The sequence below is a fragment of the Mycolicibacterium brisbanense genome, from assembly GCF_001570425.1.
Classification (GTDB): domain Bacteria; phylum Actinomycetota; class Actinomycetes; order Mycobacteriales; family Mycobacteriaceae; genus Mycobacterium; species Mycobacterium brisbanense.
This window is the reverse complement of sequence record NZ_BCSX01000020.1, coordinates 1-19,125: the sequence shown is the minus strand read 5'-3', so window position 1 is coordinate 19,125 and position 19,125 is coordinate 1. Positions and strand designations below refer to the sequence as shown.

The following is a 19,125-nucleotide window of genomic DNA, read 5'->3' as shown; positions in this document are numbered from 1 at the left end:
GCCACCGACAAGCCCACGCACCGCAACGCCGGGCGGCTTGTCCTTCGGGGCCGGTCAGATGCGCCGGTTGGCCCAGCCGTCGTCATTGTGCGCCAGCAGCTGCAACTCGCGCTCCCACGCGTTCGCACGCACCCGGTCGAGCCACCGACGGACGAGAAAGGCGATCAGCACGCTCAACGCCACCGCGCCGACCCACACACCGACCGACCGCACAAAGGCAGTCAACTGGGCGTCGGCCTTACGTCTGGGGGCGTCGACCACATTGCCCTTTTGATCAAGCCAGATCACCACTTGCTGGCCGGTCGAGGTCGGCGTCGAGAACGTTGTGCGCCCGGTGCGGGTCTGCGAACCCTCGCGCCACTGGACCAGCACAGGCAGACCGGTGGAGAAACGCTGCGCACCCTGAACGGTGCCGCGGAGAACCTCGGCGTTGGTCGAGTGCAGTGACCGAGTCTGCTCGGTGATCGCACGCACCTCAGCCGAATATGCGTCGGCGCCCGACTGAACAGCCGTCGGGACGATGAGAAGAGCAGTGAGAAGAACACCCAGAACCGTCATCGCTTCGACGCGATCGGTCATCCGGGCCAAGGGGTTACGAGCCAGCCCACGGAACACCCACCTACGGCCGAGGGTGCGCGACAACGTGCTATACATCACACCAATCCAAGCTCATTTTTCGAAACTATTACCAACACATTTCGATGGTGTCACTAGCGCTGACCACTTTGCCAGTCGCCAATCACCAGGGCGACGAAAATCACAGGTTAGGTGTCGTTACGGGCAGAACTTCAGTCCGACGAATTCGCGATGTGGAGTTAGCGGAGAGTGGCGCCGATCACTATTGCGCCTTGCATACGTGAGGCGGCTCGAACGCCGTAATTCGCTCAATTGGCGGTGCTATCGGACAGCGTCGATGACGGCGGTTCCGACCCTCCCGAATCCACCGGCGTCGCCCCCGTGGCGCCCGTCACAGTGATGAGATGCTCCTATGCCGTATGCCACCTTGGTGCTTGGCGCCGCGGTCCTGCTCGCCATCACCTCCGCGGTGATGTGGTGGGCCAAGATCGAGCACGCGGCCGCGCCCTGGTGGGCGGTCATCCGGGCGCTCGGGCAGTTGGCGCTGATCAGCCTCGCGCTGCGCGGGGTCCTCACGCACCCCCCGCTCGTGGCTCTCGCACTGGTGGTCATGGTCAGTGTGGCGGCGTGGACAGCGGCCCGCAGGCTCCGGGATCTGCACGGCGGCCCCCTCGCGGTGGTGCTGTCGACGGTGGCGGCGAGCGCGCTGACCATCGGCCTGGCGTTCGGGCTGCACATGCTGGCGCTGGAGAGCCGGTTTGTGGTCGCCCTCGGCGGCATCGTCATCGGTTCGACGATGACCGCCACCACGTTGGCAGGCCGCAATTTTCAGCGGATGTCGGTGAAGTCGCGAGCCGAGATCGAAGGCTGGCTGGCCATCGGCGCGACACCGAGCCAGTCGGTGGTACACATCGGCCGGGCTGCGGCAGGAGATGCCGTGCGCCCGGTCCTCGACCAGACCAGGACGACGGGGCTCGTCACACTGCCCGGTGCGTTCGTCGGTGCCCTGATGGCGGGCGCTCCGCCGTTGGAGGCCGGTCGGTTTCAGGTCGTGGTGCTGGTGTGCCTGATCACCGCTCAGACCGTCGCGACCACTCTGTTGGTGCGCATCCTGGGCCGCTCACCCGTCCTCGCGGTCTGAGGCTGCCGGCCTGTGCTGTGTGGGGCCATGACTGGCCGCCGCAGTGCTCGCGAAGGGGAACCGGCCAGCGTCACGCAGGTCGGCTTGTCGGCCCGTCGTGCGATGCTGCGGGACCGATAACCTTCGAGCACAGAGGATCAGCGGTGACCGCACCGACCGCTCTAGATGAGCAGGCCACGTATCAGGATCGCGACACCCGCGACGAAGCCGCCGGCAACAGCGCCGCACCCGACCGCGAGCGCGAGGTGCCGGCCATCGCGAACACGTCCGAAGAGCACCGAAAAGTACTGGCTCAAGCCAAAAATGAGGTCACCAGGATCCGCTACGCCGTGGATGTACTCGGAGGCCCGCAACCAGCCGAGGTCGTCGCCTGGCTGAGTCACTATGGCCACACCGTCGCATTACGCAAGGTGGCACCTGAGGTAAAGGCGTACCGCGACGCCCACGGCTCCGACGTCTCGGCAGCACGCGTCGGCAACGGCACCGAGCCCACCCCAATCGCGTTCGCCGTTCAACGAAACGCTCCCGCCGCTGACTCCGCATTCGATCACCACCCGAATATCGACCCGTCGGCGCGCACCCCCAGCCGCGACACCGGCCATGCACCGCTCGAGCAACGAACTCCCTGGGTCGCATTCGCGTGCTACGCCGTCGCCGCGGTCTCGATGACCGTGTCGCTGAACACATCCTGGCGATTCTTCGATCTCGTACTGCACATCCCGACCGCCAACGCCGAACGCTGGATCATGTTCGCCGTGGCCGAGCTCGCCCTGTTCGTGTGCGGCGCGGGTATGGCCGTCAACGTCCACCGCACTGGACATCCCGGGTCGTTCCGGACGGTCGTGTGGTCGATGTGCGCGGCCATGGCCTACATGGCGTGGGCCATGTCGAGCCCTGGCGAAGCCCTTGGCCGTATCCTGCTCGGGCCGGTGCTGGGCACCGTCATGCTGCACCTCGGCCTTGGCCTCGAACTGCGCACCCACCACCAAGACGCAGGCGTCGCGGCACGTATCGGCCGCGAACTGCGCGAGCGCTTCCTCGGCCGCCTCGGCCTCGGCGATGACGGCCGCGACGCCGCCCAACGCACCCGAGATCGCAAGGCATACCGCGCCGCAACGCTGAGCCGCCCACACAGGTACCCCTGGTCACGCGCCGCGAAGCTGGAACGAGCCCTCGTCGCTTCCGGAGTCGCCGACGACGAATCGTTACGCCAACGGATGCTGGCCCGCCTCGCGGTCCTGCAGCACGCACACGAACTCGCCGGACTTACGCAGAATTCGCCCTGGCAATCGTCGACTCCTCGCGGCGCGACCGAGCAACCTACGACGATGCCTTGAGCGGGCTAGCCTTCGGGCGGCAGCAGCAGGTCGGCGTCGAAGCAGCTGTGATCGCCGGTGTGGCAGGCTCCGCCGACCTGGTCGACCTCCAGCAACACCGTGTCACCGTCGCAGTCCAGCCTCACCGAATGCACGTGCTGGGTGTGACCGGACGTAGCGCCCTTGATCCACTGCTCGCCGCGGGACCGCGAAAAGTATGTCGCCTCACGGGTTTCCAGCGTGCGGGCCAGCGCGTCGTCATCCATCCAGGCGACCATCAGCACGTCGCCGGTACCACGCTCCTGCACCACGGCGGTGAACAAGCCGTCGGCGTTGCGCTTGAGCCGCGCGGCGATATCTGCAGCGAGTGCGCTCATCGGGGCACTCTGCTCTTCGCGCAAGCGCTCATCGGACAATGATTCCTTCCGCCGCCATCGCCGACTTGACCTCGGCGATGGTCAGTTCCCGGAAGTGGAACACGCTGGCGGCCAAGACGGCATCAGCACCTGCAACAACCGCGGGCGGGAAATGTTCCACCGCACCGGCCCCGCCGCTGGCGATCACCGGCACGCTGACGGCCGCGCGCACCGCGCGCAACATGGCCAGATCGAAACCGGCCTTGGTGCCGTCGCGATCCATCGAATTCAGCAGGATCTCCCCGACCCCGAGTTCGGCACCGCGAACGGCCCATTCGATGGCGTCGATGCCGGTGCCGCGCCGCCCGCCGTGGGTGGTGACCTCCCAGCCCGACGGCGTGGGTGCGGCGCCGGGCGGCACGGTGCGGGCATCGACACTGAGCACGATGCACTGGGAGCCGAACTGGCGGGCCAGCTCGGCGAGCAGTTCGGGGCGGGCGATCGCGGCGGTGTTCACCGAGACCTTGTCGGCGCCGGCGCGCAGCAGGACGTCGACGTCTTCGACGGAGCGCACCCCGCCGCCGACCGTCAGTGGGATGAACACCTGCTCGGCGGTGCGCTTGACCACCTCCAGCATGGTCGAGCGGCCCGACGACGACGCGGTCACGTCCAGGAAGGTCAGCTCATCGGCGCCCTCGGCGTCGTAGGCCGCTGCCAGTTCGACGGGATCCCCGGCGTCACGGAGGTTTTCGAAGTTGACCCCCTTGACGACACGGCCGTCGTCGACATCCAGACACGGAATCACCCGCGTCGCAACGTCACTGGTCACAGGTAATCCTCCGGGCTGCCCGCGGCTTTCACGATCTCCAGCATGCGTCGGTGCACACCGGGTGCGGCGGCCAGCGCCGACTTGGACTCGACTGTCCACGGCTCGCCGGCCAGGTCGGTCACGATACCGCCGGCAGCCCGGACCAGGGCCACCCCGGCCGCGTGATCCCAGATGTGGTGCCCGAAACTGATGGCGGCACCGAGGACTCCGGCCGCCACGTACGCCAGGTCGACGCCGGTGGCGCCGTGCATCCGCACCCTGGAGCACTCCCGGCTCAGGTTCGCCAGCACCTGTGCGCGGTACCGGCCGGGGAACCGGCCGCGGGAATCGATGTTGAACGTCTGGATCCCGACGATGGAGTCGGCCAGTGTCGGCGAACCCAGCGGGGGAAGCGCTTCACCGTTGTTGTAGAGCGGCCCGCTGACAAGCGCGGTGTAGCGCTGCCCCATGAATGGCAGCCAGGTCAGGCCGGCGACCGGTTCGCCCTTCGCCAGCAGGCCCAGCAGGATGCCGGCCATCGGCGAACCCGCCGCGTAGTTGAAGGTGCCGTCGATCGGATCGAGCACCCACACCAGTTCGGAATCGATCGGCTCACCGCCGAACTCCTCGCCGTGCACGCCGATCCCGGTTCCCTCGGTGAGAGCCCTGACCACCTGCCGCTCGATGGCGAGGTCGACCTCGGTGGCGAAGTCGTTGCCCTGCTTGCGAACCGCCGAATCGGCCCGGTGCCCGGCGATGAACGGGGCCGACGCCTCGTCGAGAATCTCGGCCGCGGTGCCGAGCAGCGCGGCCAACCGGTTGGGATCCATCCGCTCAGCCGCTGACCGCAGCAAGGGCTTCGGGCAGCGTGAATCGGCCGGCGTAGAGCGCTTTCCCGACGATCGCCCCTTCGACACCGCGCTCGGTCAGGGTGGCGATGGCCTCGAGGTCCGCCAAGCTGGACACGCCACCGGAGGCGATGACGGGTACCCCACTGCGTTCGGCGACCGCGCCGAGCAGCTCCAGGTTTGGCCCGGTCAGGGTGCCGTCCTTGGTGACGTCGGTGACCACATACCGCGAACAGCCTTCGCGCTCAAGGCGTTCCAGCACCTCCCACAGATCGCCGCCGTCGGTTTCCCAGCCGCGGCCGCGCAGCCGGTAGGGCCCATCGGCCCCCTCGTGTCCTTTTTCAAGGAGTACATCCAGACCCACAGCCACCTTGTCGCCATATTCGGCGATGGCTGCCGCACACCACTTCGGGTTCTCCAGCGCCGCGGTGCCGATGTTGACGCGCGCACAGCCCGTGGCCAGCGCGGCCTTCAGCGATTCGTCGTCGCGGATACCGCCCGAGAGTTCGACGTCGACGTCGAGCTTGCCGACGACCTCGGCCAGCAGCTCGCGGTTGCTCCCCCGGCCGAAGGCCGCATCGAGATCAACCAGGTGGATCCACTGCGCACCGTCACGCTGCCAGGCCATCGCGGCTTCGAGCGCCGAGCCGTAGTCGGTCTCGCTGCCTGCCTTGCCCTGAACCAGCCGGACGGCCTTACCCTCGACCACGTCGACGGCCGGCAAAAGAATCAAACTCACAGTCCCTCAACCCAATTCGCGAGCAGCGTGGCACCGGCATCGCCGCTCTTCTCCGGATGAAATTGCGTGGCCGCCAACGGCCCGTCCTCGACCGCCGCGATGAACCGGACATGGTGCGTCGCCCAGGTGACCAGCGCGTCGGCATTGCCCGACCATTCCTGTGCGGCATAGGAGTGCACGAAATAGAACCGCGTGTCGGGGTCCAACCCGCGGAACAGCCTACTTCCGGCGGCGGCCTCGACGACGTTCCAGCCCATGTGCGGGATCACCGGGGCATCCAGCCGGGTGACGGCTCCGGGCCACTGACCGCAGCCGACGGTCTCCGCGCCGAACTCCACGCCGCGGGCGAACAAGATCTGCATGCCGACGCAGACGCCGAGCACCGGGCGGCCCTGCTGCAGCCGGTCGGCGATGATCTTCTCCCCGCCGATCGCCCGCAGACCGTTCATGCACGCCTCGTAAGCACCGACACCTGGTACCACCAGACCGTCGGCGGCCGCGGCGGCGCCCGGGTCGGAGGTCACCTCGACATCGGCACCGACGCGCTGCAGGGCCCGTTGTGCCGAGCGCAGATTCCCGGAGCCGTAGTCGAGGACAACGAGTTTCTTCGTCACAAAGTGCCCTTCGTGGAGGGCACCCCGGTGACACGCGGGTCGTACTCGACGGCCTGGCGCAACGCCCGGGCGACGGCCTTGTACTGGGCCTCGGTGATGTGGTGCGGATCGCGACCGTAGATTGTCCGCACATGCAGGGCGATGCGCGCGTTGAACGCCAGCGACTCGAACACGTGCCGGTTGATCACCGTGTGATACGGCGTGCTGGACCCGGCGATGGTGAATTCGACCATGTAGTCCGGCTCGCCGGTATGCACGAAATACGGACGGCCCGACACATCCACCGCAGCATGCGTCAGCGTCTCGTCCATCGGGATGAACGCATCACCGAATCGCCGGATGCCGGTCTTGTCCCCCAGTGCCTGCCCGAGGGCCTGACCGAGCACGATCGCGGTGTCCTCGACGGTGTGGTGGCCTTCGATCTCGATGTCGCCCTTGGCCTGAACGGTCAGGTCGAAGCTGGCGTGGGTGCCCAGCGAGGTGAGCATGTGGTCGAAAAACGGCACCCCGGTGTCGATGTCGACCACACCGGAGCCGTCGAGGTCGATCTCGACGACGATCTCGGATTCGCGGGTCTTACGTTCGACTTTCGCGCGACGAGTCACGATGCTCCTACCGTGCTGTTGAGTTCTGTCTTGACGAGGTCCGCACTGGCGGCCAGGAACGCGTCGTTCTCAGCGGCCAGGCCGACGGTGGTGCGCAGGTACCCGGGGATGCCGACGTCGCGGATCAGCACGCCCGCGTCGAGGTAGCGCTGCCAGGTCGCGGGCGCATCGGCGAAGAATCCGAACAACACGAAGTTCGCATCGCTGGGAATCACGCGGTAGCCCAGGCGGGTCAGCTCGGCGCACACCCGGTCCCGTTCGGCGGCAAGGGTTGCCACACTGCCGAGAGTGTCGTCGGCGTGCCGCAGCGCGGCCCGGGCGGCGGCCTGGGTCAGCACCGACAGGTGATACGGCAACCGCACCAACAGCAGTGCGTCGATCACCGCGGGCGCGGCCGCCAGGTATCCCAATCGGCCGCCGGCGAACGCGAACGCCTTGCTCATCGTCCGGCTGACAACGAGTTTCGCGGGATATTCGGCCAACAGCGCGACGGCACTGGGCTGCGACGAGAACTCGCCGTAGGCCTCGTCGAGGATCAGCACGCCGCCGGTCATCGCGTCCAGCAGGCGCCGCAGATCCTCCAGCGGAACGCTCTGTCCCGAGGGGTTGTTCGGACTCGTCACGAACACGATGTCCGGCCGGCGGTCTTTGATGGCGGCGATGGCTGCCTCGACATCGAGGCTGAAATCGTCCGCACGGGAGGCTTGCAGCCACTCCGTCTGGGTGCCGTCGGAGATGATCGGGTGCATCGAATACGACGGCACGAAACCGATCGCCCGCCGGCCCGGGCCCCCAAAAGCCTGCAGCAGTTGCTGCAGGATCTCATTGGAACCATTGGCCGCCCAAAGGTTTTCGGTGGCGAGAGGCACTCCGGTGGCCGATGTCAGATAGGCCGCCAGATCAGCGCGCAGCGCCACCGCATCACGGTCGGGGTACCGGTGCAGCTCGGCCGCGGCATCGCGCACCGACGCTGCGACATCGTCGATGAGCGCCTGGGTGGGCGGGTGCGGGTTCTCGTTGGTGTTGAGCCGCACCGGAACCTGCAACTGCGGTGCACCGTAAGGCGACTTGCCCCGAAGGTTGTCCCGCAGCGGCAGATCCGCCAAGGTCACGTCGGTCACCGTTCGAACCTCCGTCGTACCGCCTCACCGTGGGCGGGCAGATCTTCCGCCTTCGACAGCGTGATCACATGGCCGGACACATCTTTGAGCGCTGCCTCGTCGTACTCCACCACGTGGATGCCGCGCAGGAAGGTCTGCACCGACAGCCCGCTGGAGTGCCGTGCACAGCCGGCGGTGGGCAGCACGTGGTTGGACCCCGCGCAGTAGTCGCCCAGGCTCACCGGCGACCAGGCGCCGACGAAAATCGCCCCGGCCGACCGGATCCGGTCGGCGACCCCGGCGGCGCCGACGGTCTGGATCTCGAGGTGTTCGGCGGCGTAGGCATTGACCGTCCGGATACCGGCCGCGACGTCGTCGACGAGCACGATGGCCGACTGCTGGCCGGTCAGCGCAGCGGTCACCCGCTCGACATGCACCGTGGTGGCGAGCTGGTTGGCCAGTTCGCGATCGGTGGCATCTGCCAGCGCCACACTGTCGGTGACCAGCACACTCGCGGCCATCTCGTCGTGCTCGGCCTGGCTGATCAAATCGGCGGCCACGTGCACCGGATCGGCGGTGTGGTCGGCCAGGATCGCGATCTCCGTCGGACCGGCTTCGGCGTCGATACCGACCTGCGAACGGCAGATCCGCTTGGCGGCGGTCACGTAGATGTTCCCCGGCCCCGTGATCATGTCGACGGGAGCCAGCTCGGCTCCATCGGTGTCGGTGCCACCGTAGGCGAGCAGCGCGACGGCCTGAGCCCCGCCGACCGCCCACACCTCCTCCACGCCCAGCAATGCTGCGGCGGCCAGGATGGTCGGATGCGGGAGCCCGCCGAACTGCGCCTGCGGAGGGCTCGCGATCACCAAGGAGTCCACTCCGGCGGTCTGCGCAGGCACGACGTTCATCACCACGCTGGAGGGATAGACCGCATTGCCGCCCGGCACGTAGAGGCCGACCCGCTCGACCGGGACCCACCGCTCGGTGACGGTGGCCCCGGGCGCCAGCGTCGTGGTGGTATTGGTGCGGCGCTGATCGGCGTGCACGGCGCGGGCGCGGTCGATGGACACCTGCAGCGCCGCCCGCACGTCCGGGGACAACTCGTCGAGCGACTGCGCCAGCGCCGCGGCCGGGACGCGCACCGCCGCGGGCCGGACACCGTCGAAGGACTCGCCGTACTCCAGGGCGGCCACCGCACCCCGCTCGGCGATCGCGTCGACGATCGGACGGACCTTGGGGACGACTGCGTCGACGTCGACGCCACCGCGCGGCAGGGCAGCGCGCAGTTGCGCGGCACTCATCTTGCGGTTGCGCAGGTCGATACGGGACATCTGAAACTCGGCCATCTCTTCGATTGTCCCTGATCAGTCCAGTTGAATAAAAATCCGGGCAGGTAAGCGTCGTAGGGTGGTCGCAAACCGGCGAATGGAGTCGAGATCTCCACGAAGGATCACCCCAACAACGCCCCCGGCGTACCGATGCTCATTCCGCCCGCACTGGAACGATTTCAGATCAAGTACATCAACCCGGCGATGAAGCCGCTGTCGAAGCGTCTGCCTGGCTTCACCGTGATCAAGCATCGTGGCCGCACGTCGGGCACGCCCTACGAAACCATCGTCACCAGCTACCGCAAGGGCAACACCCTCGCGGTGCTGCTCGCCCACGGCAAGACCAACTGGGTCAAGAACGTGTTGGCGGCGGGCGAAGCGGACGTCCACCTGTTCCGCGGTGACGTCCACATCACCAACCCGCGGGTGCTGCCCGCAGGTACCGATGACCCGTCGCTGCCTCGAATCGCACGCATCGCGGCCCGGCGGACCGGGGTGTTCGTCGCCGATATCGTTTGACGTCGCTGCCAGACTGCTTGCATGACTTGGCAGATCTGGCTGGCGTTTCTCGGCGCGTCGATCGCGATCAGTGTGTCCCCGGGCGCCGGCGCGATCCAGTCGATGGCCACGGGCCTCACACACGGCCTGCGCCGCGGCTCCTGGAGTGTGCTGGGTTTGCAGTTGGGGCTGCTGGCGCAACTGGTGCTGGTAGCGGTGGGTTTGGGCGCCGCCATTGCCAGCTCGATCCTGGCCTTCCAGATCGTGAAGTGGATCGGCGTCGCGTATCTGATCTATCTGGCCGTACATCAATGGCGCAGTGCGTCACAGGACCTGCGCGAGCGGTTGGGTACCGCAGCCGACCGCGGCAGGCTCGCGTTGGTCGCGCGCGGGTTCCTGGTGAACACCACCAACCCGAAGGGGCTGGTGTTCCTGGTCGCGGTGTTACCGCAGTTCGTCGTGCCGACTGCGGCGCTACTGCCGCAGTACCTGGCGATCGGCGTGACGATGGTGTGCGTCGACGTGGTCGTCATGAGCCTCTATACGGGCGGCGCGGCGCGGCTGTTGCGCTGGCTGCACACACCGCGCCAGCAGACAGCGCTCAACCGGGTGTTCTCCGGGCTGTTCGCGACCGCCGCGGTGGTGCTGTCACTCGTGCGGCGCGGTGTGGTCGCCTGATCGGACCGCTGTCGCCTCAGGCGCTCAGATATCGAGTCCGATGTCGAGGACCCGCACCGAGTGGGTGAGCGCGCCTACCGCGAGGTAGTCGACCCCGGTGCCGGCGTACTCGGCAGCGGTGGCCAGCGTCAGGCCACCGGAGGATTCGAGCTTGGTCGCCGGCGACGCGGCATCGCGTCGTTGCACCGCGATCTGCGTCTGCCAGATCGGGAAATTGTCGAGGAGCACCAGTTCCGCCCCGGCGGCAAGTACGTCATCGAGCTGTTCGAGGGAATCGACCTCGACCTCGCACGGCAGTTCGGGGGCGGCGGCGCGCACCGCCTGCAGCGCCGCCAGCACCGAGCCGGCCGCCGCCACATGGTTGTCCTTGATCAGCGCGGCGTCACCCAATCCCATGCGGTGGTTGACTCCCCCGCCGACGCGGACCGCGTATTTCTGCAGGGCACGCAGCCCGGGCAGCGTCTTGCGGGTGTCGCGGATCTTGGCGTCGGTGCCTGCGACGGCGTCGACCCAGGCGGCGGTCGCCGTGGCGATACCCGACAGATGGCACACCAGGTTGAGCAGCGTGCGCTCGGCGGTCAGCAGCTGCCGGGTCGGCGCTTCCACGGTCAGCACTTGGGACTTCGCGTCCAGGCGCGATCCGTCCTCGACACGGTGGACCACCCGGTAACCATCGGAGCCGATCACCTCGTCGAGCACCAACAGGGCGATGTCGACGCCGGCGATGACTCCGGGCTCCCGGTTGACCAGCGAGGCCGTGGTCATGGCCGAGGCCGGCACGGTCGACTGGGTGGTGATGTCGGGACCGTAGCGCAGGTCTTCCTCGAGCGCCCGCGCGATGGTCGCCCGGGCCTCCGCGAGCTCGGATTCTGAGAGTCTCATCAGCAGACCGCCGTCGGGGTTGCGACGGTGATGCCGCCGGTGCTGTGCCGAATGCTCAACGGATGCTCCTGGTTGGGGTCGGTCCCGGGAAAGTCGTCACGGTGGTGGCAGCCCCGGGTTTCGGTACGGGCGAGGGCCGCTGCGACGACAGCCTGTGCCGTCAGGGTGAGCGCGGCATCTTCAAAGCTCTTGCGGCTGCGGGCTTCTCGCTGGGAAGAGGTCGCCAAGAGTTCACGCAGCCGTTCCAGCCCGACGGCGTCGCGGACCACCGACGCGTGCGCCGACATCGTGTGTTGCAGCAAGCTGCGGTCGACGATGTCGAGTCGACGCTCGCGGGGAGCCTGCGCACGGACCGAACCGGCCTGCGCCGCGTGGTCGGCCGCGACACGCCCGGCCCGGCTCCCCACCACGAGGCCCTCGAGCAGGCTGTTGGACGCCAACCTGTTGGCGCCGTGCATGCCGGTGCGGGCCACTTCCCCGGCCGCGAACAGCCCGGGCAATTCGGTACGGCCGTACACGTCGGTGACCACCCCGCCGCAGCTGTAGTGCGCGCCGGGCACCACCGGGATCGGCTCGCGGGTCGGGTCGATGCCGGCGGCGGCGCACGATGCCGCGACGGTGGGGAACCGTCGGCCGAAATCAGCGATGCCCCGGGCGTCGAGGTAGACGCACGGATCACCGGTGGCGGTCAGTCGGGCGTCGATTGCCGCCGCCACCACGTCGCGCGGCGCCAGGTCGCCCATCGGGTGCACTCCGGCGGTCACCGAAACGCCCTGCGAGTCAACCAGAACGGCACCTTCGCCACGGATCGCCTCGGTGACCAGTGGCAGGCGCCCGTCGACCTCACCGTTGAACAACATGGTCGGGTGGAACTGGATGAACTCGATGTCGGCGACGGGTACGCCCGCCCATAGCGCCAAGGCGATGCCGTCACCTGTCGAGCCCTCGGGATTGGTTGTGGCGCAATACAAATGCCCGAGGCCACCGGTGGCCAGGATCACCGACGGTGCGTGCAGGATGCCCACGCCGTCGTCGTTGTTCACCAGTACACCCGTCACGGCCGAACCGTCGTGCAGGATCTGCAGCGCCACGTGATTGCGCCTGATGTCCAGCTTGGCCGCGGCGTGGTCAAGCGCGCGTTGCACTTCGGCGCCCGTGGCGTCACCGCCGGCATGGATGATCCGGTGCCGGGTGTGTCCACCTTCGCGGGTCAGGGCCCACCGGCCCGGAGCAGTTTCGTCGAACCGCGCACCGGCACCGACCAGGTCGGCGACGGCACGGTAGCCGTCGGCGACGATCGAGCGGACCGCGTCGGGATCGCACAACCCGCCACCCGCGGCGACGGTGTCGGCGACGTGCGCGTCGACCGAGTCGTCGTTGCCGGGCAACACGACCGCTATGCCGCCCTGGGCGTACGCGGTCGCTGTTTCGCCGGTCTTGCTGAGCACGATCACCCGCCGGCCCTGGCGGTGCGCGGCGAGCGCCGCCACCAGCCCGCCCACGCCGGTACCGATCACGACGACGTCGGCGCGCTGTTGCCACAGCGTCGACGCACCGCAGGCGAAGGAGCCGCCTGCGGTGCGGGCCGACAACCCGCTCACTCGCCGCCGCCGGGCTGGCCGATGGCAATCATCCGTTGCACACTGGCGCGGCCCAGCCGGGCGGTTTCGGGGTCGACGTGCACCTCGTCGGCCCCGTCGATCAAGCACCGCAGCAGGGCGGCGGGCGTGATCATCTTCATGTATCGGCACGAGGCCCGGTCGTTGACCGCGAGGAAGTCGACTTCCGGTGCGGCCCGGCGCAGTTGGTGCAGCATGCCGATCTCGGTGGCCACCAGCACTTGGCTGGCGCGGGTCTCGCGGGCCGCGTCGAGCATGCCGCCGGTGGACAGGATCTTCACCCGCTCCTCGGGTACCGCACCCTCGCCGGCCAGGTACAAAGCCGAAGTCGCGCAACCACATTCGGGATGCACGAACAGCTCGGCATCCGGGTGCGAGCGCGCCTGGCCGGCCAGCTCGTCGCCGTTGATGCCGGCGTGCACGTGGCATTCACCGGCCCAGATGTGCATGTTGGTACGTCCGGTGACCCGCCGGACGTGTGCTCCGAGGAACTGGTCGGGGCAGAACAGCACTTCACGGTCGGCGGGGATGGAAGCCACGACGTCGACGGCGTTCGCCGACGTGCAGCAGATGTCGGTGAGCGCCTTCACCGCGGCGGTCGTGTTGACATACGACACGACGACGGCGTCGGGATACTCGTCCTTCCACGCGCGCAGTTCCTCGACGGTGATGGAATCGGCCAGCGAGCAGCCGGCACGTTGATCGGGGATCAGCACCGTCTTGTCGGGGCTGAGGATCTTGGCCGTCTCCGCCATGAAATGCACGCCGCAGAACACGATGGTGTCCTCGGGCGCGTCGGCGGCGATGCGTGAGAGCGCCAACGAGTCGCCGACGTGGTCGGCGACGTCCTGGATCTCGGGCAGCTGGTAGTTGTGCGCCAGCAGCGTCGCGCCGCGTTGGTCGACGAGTCGGCGGATCTCGGCGGCCCACTGCGCGTCGCCGACCACGCCGGAATAGCCGTCGGGCCCGGCCAGAATCTGGTCCGCCAGCCGGCCTGCAACATCCCCCGCGGTCGTGCCATTGAGCACCGTCACGACGGCCTCCTCAATCCGTGTCAGGTTTTCGACTTATAATCGAAAACATGCCACATATTAGCACCGCGCATGAAGTTCTCGCCGTCGTGTTCCAGGTTCGCGGCCTCGATTCCCGGCAACCCGTGCTTAACGTGCTGTTATGGCAGCGTGCACTGGAACCCGAGCGTGGCAAGTGGTCCCTGCCCGGTGGCCGGTTGCGCGATGACGAGGATCTGATCAGTTCGATCCGGCGCCAACTCGCCGAGAAGGTGGACGTCCAACAACTCGCCCACCTCGAACAACTGGCCGTATTCTCCGCGCCCGACCGCGTTCCCGGGCCCCGCACCATCGCTTCGACGTTCTTGGGGCTGGTGCCCTCCCCCGCGACCCCCGAGTTGCCACCCGACACCCGCTGGCATCCGGTCAACGACCTGCCGCCGATGGCCTTCGACCACGCCCCGATGGTCGAACACGCGCGCACCCGGCTGGTCGCCAAGATGTCCTACACGAACATCGGGTTTGCTTTGGCGCCAACGGAATTCGTTCTCTCGTCGTTGCGCGACGTCTACAGCGCGACGCTCGGCTACCAGGTCGACACGACCAACCTGCAACGCGTGCTCGAACGGCGCAACGTCATCACCCGCACCGGCACCACCGCGCGATCGGGCCGCAGCGGAGGCCGCCCGGCCGCCCTGTACCGCTTCACCGAAGCGCGTTACCGCGTGACCGACGAATTCGCCGCGCTGCGCCCGCCCGGGTGAGTCGACTGGATTCTTAGACCCTTCTTAAGTAAGAATGCCCGGATGGACTTGGGCAGTGCCGCCAACTTGGCCGACGCGGAGTGGATCGGCCGCATACCGCACGAAGAACTCGACCGCACTGCCCGGCCTCAGTTGCCGGCCGACGATCCGTTCTACGAGCCGCCTGCCGGATTCCAGCACGCGACCCCAGGCACCGTGCTGCGCAGCCGGGACGTGGAGCTGTCCTTCCTGGGCGTGATCCCGCAGCGGCTGCACGCCACCCAGCTGCTCTACCGCTCGACGAGCCGCACCGGCCTCCCGGAAGCTGCGGTCACCACCGTGATCGTCCCGCCAGACGCCGCGCCGGACTGCCCCCTGGTGTCCTATCAGTGCGCCATCGACGCCATCACCGGACGCTGCTTCCCCTCCTACGCACTGCGCCGCCACGCCAAGGCCACAGGATCCCTGGCCCAACTCGAGCTCCTGCTGATCGCTGCGGCGGTGGCCCAGGGGTGGGCGGTGTCGATCCCCGACCACGAGGGCGTCGAAGGGATGTGGGGCGCCCCGTACGAGCCCGGCTATCGCATCCTCGACGGGCTGCGGGCTGCGCTCGAATCCGAGCAGCTCAACTTCTCGCCGGAGACACCGATCGGTCTGTGGGGCTACTCCGGTGGCGGACTGGCCACCGGGTGGGCCGCCGAGATGTGTGAGTCCTACGCTCCCGAGCTCAATGTCGTCGGCGCGGTCCTCGGCTCGCCCGTCGGTGATCTTGGGCACACGTTCCGGCGGCTCAACGGCACCTTGTTCTCCGGACTGCCAGCCCTCGTCGTCGCCGCACTCGCCGACATCTATCCCGGCCTCAACCGCGTCATCGCCGAACACGCCACCCGGGAAGGCCGCAAGCTGCTCGACCGGCTGCACCGGATGACCACGGTGGAAGCCGTGCTGCGGCTCATCGGCACCGACATGGAAGATCTGGTGGACATGCCACTGGAGGAGATCCTCGCCATGCCGGAGGTCAGCGAGGTGTTCGACGACATCAAGCTCGGGACCGCCGCGCCACGCCCGCCGGTGCTCATCGTGCAGGCCGTCCACGACGAGATCATCTCGGTCGACGATATCGACGCCCTGGCCGACACCTACATCACCGGTGGCGCCGACGTCACCTACCACCGGGACATGTTCTGCGACCACCTCCTGCTGCATCCCATGTCAGCTCCCATGGCACTGCGCTGGCTGGGCGACCGGTTCGCCGACCGCCCGCTCACAGCCCACATCGTCCGGACGAAATGGCCCACGCTGCTCAACCCCATGACCTACATGGGAATGGCGCGGCTCGCAGGCATCGGGTTCAAGATGGTCACCGGCCGGACGGTGCGGCGCCGGCCGCTCTGAGCCGGCTCAGACGCCGGGCTGAGCCACCGTCGCAGGCAACACCGGGTACACCGGCGTCTCTTCGGGCGGCCAGGCGCCCAGGTCGTCGCGAGCGGCGGAAACCGCCATCAACGCGTAGACCAGCGCTGCGACCGCCGCCGGGAACAGGATCGTGGTGGCGATTTGCAACGGCCCGTGCCCGAAGAACGCCGAAGGAGCCTCCACGACGTAGTGGACGCGATGTTCGGGGCTGATCGGGGCCCCCAGCAGGTCGACAGTTCCGTAGCGCAGATGCGCCAGGGCGACACCGACACCTGCAGCCGCGGCCGCTGACACACCGCAGCCGACGACCAGCGCTCCCGCAAGCACCGGGCCACGGTGCTCGCGCCACTGCCACACCAGTACCGCAGCAACTACTGACGCCACCACCAGGAAGCCGACGAACATGAATGCGGACGTGAAGAAATTGTCGGACTCGCTGCCGAGGTAGGCATGGATCCGCTCACCACTGCGGGTGAGCGCGACCACCCCATGGATCGACGGCGCCAACCAGGCCCACAGCGCACCGACGACAGCGCCGACCAACGCCATGGCGACCACGACGGTCACCGCCGCGCGCTGCCGTGAAATACGCGGGGCGCCAACAGTATTGGGAACACTGTCGGCAGCGTGCACGGGAGCCTCGCCCGGGGCATTTGGCTCTTCGCCCGAGAGGCTCATCGGGGCTTTTGGCTCTTCGCCCGAGAGGCTCATCGGGGCTTTTGGCTCTTCGCCCGAGAGGCTCATCGCTGGGTCTCCAGGTCTTTGGAGTCCACCACCCCATGCCTCGAACACTTGGCCCACCACCCGTCCGGGCGCACCTGCACGATCATCCGGCGCCCGCACTCCGCACAGAAGCGTGGTGGCTCGAGGCCCAGCTGTGCGGCCGTCGGGACCGCAGACCCGGCCGCTGCATTGACCTCGACGCCGGTATAGACGTTGTACACACCGGCGCTGACGGGCGCGGGCAGCGCCGGCATCTCGCTAATCATCACCAACAGTTCTACAGGCTGGCGTTGAGCGCCTTGATGGGCATCTGCAGATCGTCGAGCAGTTCCAGGTCCGCTTCGGCCGGGCGGCCCAGCGTGGTCAGGTAGTTGCCGACGATGACGGCGTTGATGCCGCCCAGGATGCCCTTCTTGGCGCCCAGGTCACCCAGAGTGATCTCGCGGCCACCGGCGAAGCGCAGCATGGTGCGGGGCAGCGCCAGCCGGAACGCGGCCACGGCCTTGAGCGCCTCGGAGGCAGGCAGCACCTCCAGATCGCCGAACGGCGTCCCCGGGCGCGGGTTCAGGAAGTTCAGTGGCACCTCGTGCGGATCGAGTTCGGCCAGGTTCGCCGCGAACTCGGCGCGCTGCTCGAGCGTCTCCCCCATGCCGAGGATGCCACCGCAACACACCTCCATACCGGCCTCACGGACCATGCGCAGGGTGTCCCAGCGCTCTTCCCAGGTGTGGGTGGTGACGACGTTGGTGAAGAACGAGCGCGCAGTCTCCAGGTTGTGGTTGTAGCGGTGCACGCCCATGTCCGAGAGCCGCTGCACCTGGTCCTCGGACAACATGCCCAGCGAGCACGCGATCTGGATGTCGACCTCGTTGCGGATTGCCTCGATGCCGGCAGCCACCTGGGCCAGCAACCGCTCGTCGGGGCCGCGTACGGCGGCGACGATGCAGAACTCGGTCGCGCCGGTCTTCGCGGTCTGCTTGGCGGCTTCCACCAGGCTCGGGATGTCCAGCCAGGCGCTGCGCACGGGAGACGCGAAAAGCCCCGACTGCGAGCAGAAGTGGCAATCCTCGGGGCAGCCACCGGTCTTGAGGCTGATGATGCCCTCGACCTCGACGTCGGGACCGCACCACTTCATCCGGACTTCGTGCGCCAGCGCGAGGAGGTCCTCGAGATGCTCGTCGGGCAGCTGCAGCACCTGCAGCGTCTGGTCCTGATCGAGGCCCACGCCACGCTCCAGGACCTGCTCCCGGGCCACACTCAACACGTCCACGGCAGCCTGCGTCACGGTGGTTCCTCCTGCGGATCATCGGCTTACACGTCGGCGGCGCCGACCATTGAACACCGTTCAGGTTAGGGTAGCGGCGTGCAACTCCACAAACCCGACGTGGTGGATGCGGCGACGGCCATCCTCGACAGCTACGGCATCGCGGACCTGACGATGCGGCGACTGGCCCGTGAGCTCAACGTGAGCCCGGGCGCGCTGTACTGGCATTTCGCCAACAAGCAGGAGCTGCTGGGAGCCGTGGCGGATCGCATTCTGCAGCCGACCGGCACCGACGCGGGTCGATTCGGATGGCGTGACAGGATCCACGGAATCTGTGCGGCCCTGCGCGACGCCCTGCTGTCGCACACCGATGGCGCCGAGCTGGTGTCGTCCAGCTTCGCGGCCGGGCAATCGGCTCGCGCCGCCGCCATCGTCGCCGAGCTGGCGGATGCCGCCCGCGATGCCGGCGTGGCCGCCCAGGACGCTGAACCCGCGGCCCGCACCGTGATGTACTACGTCCTCGGATTCACCGTCGATGAACAGTCGCGGTTGCAGTGGGACGCCGCGGGCGCGCTCAGCGACGAACAGTCGGTGTTGATGACCGACACCGGCCGCGAATTCGGCTTCGGGTTGCAGTTGCTGGTCGACGGCCTCGCCGTCCATGGGGGTGCCGACGTCGACGCGAGTTCGGCACGGTAGCGCCAAGTGGTCCCGCCGTCACGATCGTGAATCGTCTGCGAATTTTCGGCCTCAAAGTCAAGTAGTTAATGCAACGCGGTTCTATGCAGCTTGGTTGAGCAGGGCGGCTAAGCGTTGGGCTGGGGTGTTGTAGTCGAGGGTGGGTCGGGGTCTGGTGTTGAG

At 67.9% G+C, this 19,125-nt stretch carries 22 protein-coding genes; 7 read left to right on the top strand and 15 right to left on the bottom strand.

Translation table 11 applies throughout. The features are described 5' to 3' along the window. Positions 1 to 54 precede the first annotated feature (54 nt). Positions 55 to 654, bottom strand: coding sequence for an Rv1733c family protein (locus RMCB_RS09470; RefSeq protein WP_131805506.1), 600 nt, complete (start codon positions 652 to 654; stop codon positions 55 to 57). Between the two features lie 334 nt (positions 655 to 988). Between RMCB_RS09470 and RMCB_RS09465 the strand changes: the two genes are divergently transcribed. Together RMCB_RS09465 and RMCB_RS36475 are read left to right on the top strand one after the other, a co-directional pair. Next, a complete protein-coding gene (locus RMCB_RS09465) occupies positions 989 to 1,717 on the top strand; it encodes an ABC transporter permease (RefSeq protein ID WP_062828585.1) in 729 nt (242 codons plus the stop codon). A 143-nt stretch (positions 1,718 to 1,860) separates the two neighbouring features. After that, positions 1,861 to 3,054 (top strand): hypothetical protein, encoded by a 1,194-nt coding sequence (locus RMCB_RS36475; RefSeq protein WP_234792058.1) that lies wholly within the window; start codon positions 1,861 to 1,863, stop codon positions 3,052 to 3,054. Between the two features lie 5 nt (positions 3,055 to 3,059). Here RMCB_RS36475 and hisI read toward each other — a convergent pair whose 3' ends face one another. From hisI to hisD, 8 genes are read right to left on the bottom strand one after another with little or no spacing between them, the layout of a single operon-like run. Next, positions 3,060 to 3,410, bottom strand: coding sequence for a phosphoribosyl-AMP cyclohydrolase (gene hisI / locus RMCB_RS09455; protein WP_029367138.1), 351 nt, complete (start codon positions 3,408 to 3,410; stop codon positions 3,060 to 3,062). 28 nt (positions 3,411 to 3,438) lie between these two features. Beyond that, on the bottom strand, positions 3,439 to 4,218 hold the full coding sequence (hisF, locus tag RMCB_RS09450; RefSeq protein ID WP_062828584.1) for an imidazole glycerol phosphate synthase subunit HisF: 780 nt from the start codon (positions 4,216 to 4,218) through the stop codon (positions 3,439 to 3,441). Continuing rightward, positions 4,215 to 5,027, bottom strand: a complete 813-nt coding sequence (locus RMCB_RS09445) for an inositol monophosphatase family protein (RefSeq protein WP_029367140.1) — start codon at positions 5,025 to 5,027, stop codon at positions 4,215 to 4,217. The genes hisF and RMCB_RS09445 overlap by 4 nt, the downstream gene beginning before the upstream one ends. A gap of 4 nt (positions 5,028 to 5,031) precedes the next feature. Further along, positions 5,032 to 5,784, bottom strand: coding sequence for a bifunctional 1-(5-phosphoribosyl)-5-((5-phosphoribosylamino)methylideneamino)imidazole-4-carboxamide isomerase/phosphoribosylanthranilate isomerase PriA (gene priA / locus RMCB_RS09440; RefSeq protein ID WP_062828583.1), 753 nt, complete (start codon positions 5,782 to 5,784; stop codon positions 5,032 to 5,034). Beyond that, positions 5,781 to 6,398 carry an imidazole glycerol phosphate synthase subunit HisH gene (hisH, locus tag RMCB_RS09435; protein WP_062828582.1) on the bottom strand — a complete coding sequence of 206 codons (618 nt, stop codon included), beginning with the start codon at positions 6,396 to 6,398 and terminating at the stop codon, positions 5,781 to 5,783. Before hisH ends, priA begins: the two co-directional genes overlap by 4 nt. Next, entirely contained in the window at positions 6,395 to 7,003 is a 609-nt protein-coding gene (gene hisB / locus RMCB_RS09430; protein ID WP_062828581.1) for an imidazoleglycerol-phosphate dehydratase HisB, read from the bottom strand. Before hisB ends, hisH begins: the two co-directional genes overlap by 4 nt. Continuing rightward, positions 7,000 to 8,124 (bottom strand): histidinol-phosphate transaminase, encoded by a 1,125-nt coding sequence (locus tag RMCB_RS09425; RefSeq protein WP_062828580.1) that lies wholly within the window; start codon positions 8,122 to 8,124, stop codon positions 7,000 to 7,002. The genes hisB and RMCB_RS09425 overlap by 4 nt, the downstream gene beginning before the upstream one ends. After that, complete coding sequence (gene hisD, locus RMCB_RS09420) at positions 8,121 to 9,449, bottom strand: histidinol dehydrogenase (protein WP_062828579.1); 1,329 nt, start codon at positions 9,447 to 9,449, stop codon at positions 8,121 to 8,123. The genes RMCB_RS09425 and hisD overlap by 4 nt, the downstream gene beginning before the upstream one ends. 90 nt (positions 9,450 to 9,539) lie before the next feature. On the opposite strand from hisD, the gene RMCB_RS09415 reads away from it, so the two are divergent. Both RMCB_RS09415 and RMCB_RS09410 read left to right on the top strand, forming a co-directional pair. Further along, positions 9,540 to 9,950, top strand: coding sequence for a nitroreductase family deazaflavin-dependent oxidoreductase (locus RMCB_RS09415; protein WP_072278439.1), 411 nt, complete (start codon positions 9,540 to 9,542; stop codon positions 9,948 to 9,950). A 21-nt stretch (positions 9,951 to 9,971) separates the two neighbouring features. Continuing rightward, on the top strand, positions 9,972 to 10,607 hold the full coding sequence (locus RMCB_RS09410) for a LysE family transporter (RefSeq protein WP_062828577.1): 636 nt from the start codon (positions 9,972 to 9,974) through the stop codon (positions 10,605 to 10,607). Between the two features lie 24 nt (positions 10,608 to 10,631). On the opposite strand, the gene nadC is transcribed toward RMCB_RS09410, so the two are convergent. The 3 genes from nadC to nadA are packed head-to-tail and all read right to left on the bottom strand — an operon-like array spanning position 10,632 to position 14,142. Continuing rightward, positions 10,632 to 11,489 (bottom strand): carboxylating nicotinate-nucleotide diphosphorylase, encoded by an 858-nt coding sequence (nadC, locus tag RMCB_RS09405; RefSeq protein ID WP_029367148.1) that lies wholly within the window; start codon positions 11,487 to 11,489, stop codon positions 10,632 to 10,634. Then, a complete protein-coding gene (locus RMCB_RS09400) occupies positions 11,489 to 13,090 on the bottom strand; it encodes an L-aspartate oxidase (protein ID WP_062828576.1) in 1,602 nt (533 codons plus the stop codon). Before RMCB_RS09400 ends, nadC begins: the two co-directional genes overlap by 1 nt. Then, positions 13,087 to 14,142, bottom strand: a complete 1,056-nt coding sequence (nadA, locus tag RMCB_RS09395; RefSeq protein ID WP_036422586.1) for a quinolinate synthase NadA — start codon at positions 14,140 to 14,142, stop codon at positions 13,087 to 13,089. Before nadA ends, RMCB_RS09400 begins: the two co-directional genes overlap by 4 nt. A 47-nt stretch (positions 14,143 to 14,189) precedes the next feature. Between nadA and RMCB_RS09390 the strand changes: the two genes are divergently transcribed. Together RMCB_RS09390 and RMCB_RS09385 are read left to right on the top strand one after the other, a co-directional pair. After that, the gene (locus tag RMCB_RS09390) at positions 14,190 to 14,882 is read left to right on the top strand and encodes an NUDIX hydrolase (protein ID WP_062828575.1); all 693 of its coding nucleotides are present in this window, start codon (positions 14,190 to 14,192) and stop codon (positions 14,880 to 14,882) included. A gap of 42 nt (positions 14,883 to 14,924) precedes the next feature. Next, complete coding sequence (locus tag RMCB_RS09385; protein ID WP_062828574.1) at positions 14,925 to 16,256, top strand: lipase family protein; 1,332 nt, start codon at positions 14,925 to 14,927, stop codon at positions 16,254 to 16,256. Between the two features lie 6 nt (positions 16,257 to 16,262). Here the strand turns inward: RMCB_RS09385 and RMCB_RS09380 are convergent, their stop codons facing one another. From RMCB_RS09380 to bioB, 3 genes are read right to left on the bottom strand one after another with little or no spacing between them, the layout of a single operon-like run. Beyond that, positions 16,263 to 17,021, bottom strand: coding sequence for a DUF2567 domain-containing protein (locus RMCB_RS09380; RefSeq protein WP_234792057.1), 759 nt, complete (start codon positions 17,019 to 17,021; stop codon positions 16,263 to 16,265). Further along, on the bottom strand, positions 17,018 to 17,266 hold the full coding sequence (gene bsaP, locus RMCB_RS09375; protein ID WP_170064258.1) for a biotin synthase auxiliary protein BsaP: 249 nt from the start codon (positions 17,264 to 17,266) through the stop codon (positions 17,018 to 17,020). Before bsaP ends, RMCB_RS09380 begins: the two co-directional genes overlap by 4 nt. Positions 17,267 to 17,277: 11 nt before the next feature. After that, entirely contained in the window at positions 17,278 to 18,270 is a 993-nt protein-coding gene (gene bioB / locus RMCB_RS09370) for a biotin synthase BioB (protein ID WP_201028261.1), read from the bottom strand. A 93-nt stretch (positions 18,271 to 18,363) separates the two neighbouring features. Here bioB and RMCB_RS09365 point away from each other — a divergent pair, with 93 nt between their 5' ends. Then, positions 18,364 to 18,963, top strand: coding sequence for a TetR family transcriptional regulator (locus RMCB_RS09365; protein WP_062828571.1), 600 nt, complete (start codon positions 18,364 to 18,366; stop codon positions 18,961 to 18,963). The last annotated feature ends 162 nt before the right edge of the window (positions 18,964 to 19,125 follow it).

What these genes read in the sequence shown, in the direction of transcription:
- RMCB_RS09470 (WP_131805506.1), bottom strand. Translation starts at nt 654, where the DNA reads ATGTATAGCACGTTGTCGCGCACCCTCGGCCGTAGGTGGGTGTTCCGT.
- RMCB_RS09465 (WP_062828585.1), top strand. Translation starts at nt 989, where the DNA reads ATGCCGTATGCCACCTTGGTGCTTGGCGCCGCGGTCCTGCTCGCCATC.
- hisI (WP_029367138.1), bottom strand. Translation starts at nt 3,410, where the DNA reads ATGAGCGCACTCGCTGCAGATATCGCCGCGCGGCTCAAGCGCAACGCC.
- RMCB_RS09445 (WP_029367140.1), bottom strand. Translation starts at nt 5,027, where the DNA reads ATGGATCCCAACCGGTTGGCCGCGCTGCTCGGCACCGCGGCCGAGATT.
- hisD (WP_062828579.1), bottom strand. Translation starts at nt 9,449, where the DNA reads ATGGCCGAGTTTCAGATGTCCCGTATCGACCTGCGCAACCGCAAGATG.
- RMCB_RS09410 (WP_062828577.1), top strand. Translation starts at nt 9,972, where the DNA reads ATGACTTGGCAGATCTGGCTGGCGTTTCTCGGCGCGTCGATCGCGATC.
- nadC (WP_029367148.1), bottom strand. Translation starts at nt 11,489, where the DNA reads ATGAGACTCTCAGAATCCGAGCTCGCGGAGGCCCGGGCGACCATCGCG.
- RMCB_RS09390 (WP_062828575.1), top strand. Translation starts at nt 14,190, where the DNA reads ATGCCACATATTAGCACCGCGCATGAAGTTCTCGCCGTCGTGTTCCAG.
- RMCB_RS09385 (WP_062828574.1), top strand. Translation starts at nt 14,925, where the DNA reads ATGGACTTGGGCAGTGCCGCCAACTTGGCCGACGCGGAGTGGATCGGC.
- RMCB_RS09380 (WP_234792057.1), bottom strand. Translation starts at nt 17,021, where the DNA reads ATGAGCCTCTCGGGCGAAGAGCCAAAAGCCCCGATGAGCCTCTCGGGC.
- bsaP (WP_170064258.1), bottom strand. Translation starts at nt 17,266, where the DNA reads ATGATTAGCGAGATGCCGGCGCTGCCCGCGCCCGTCAGCGCCGGTGTG.